The 255-nt window shown below is 52.2% G+C and carries 1 rRNA gene; it reads right to left on the bottom strand.

The annotated features are described in order from the left end of the window. A 23S ribosomal RNA gene (locus ACO0K2_RS19745) occupies positions 1-255 on the bottom strand; the annotation flags it as partial.

Genomic DNA, 255 nt, shown 5'->3' with positions numbered 1-255 from the left:
TTCTCCCGAGTTCTCTCAAGCGCCTTAGAATACTCATCTCGCCCACCTGTGTCGGTTTGCGGTACGGTCTCGTATGACTGAAGCTTAGAGGCTTTTCTTGGAACCACTTCCGATTGCTTCGTGAACACGTTCACTCGTCTCAACCCCTTGAATTCCGCACCCGGATTTGCCTAAGTGCCTTCTACAAGTCAAGAACAGGCTCTTCCAACCGCCTGACAACCTTCTGTGATCCGTCCCCCCATCGCATCATACGAC

Source organism: Undibacterium sp. MH2W, assembly GCF_049340215.1.
Classification (GTDB): domain Bacteria; phylum Pseudomonadota; class Gammaproteobacteria; order Burkholderiales; family Burkholderiaceae_D; genus Undibacterium.
Note: the sequence above shows the minus strand (reverse complement) of the source record. Positions and strands in the feature narration are given on the sequence as shown.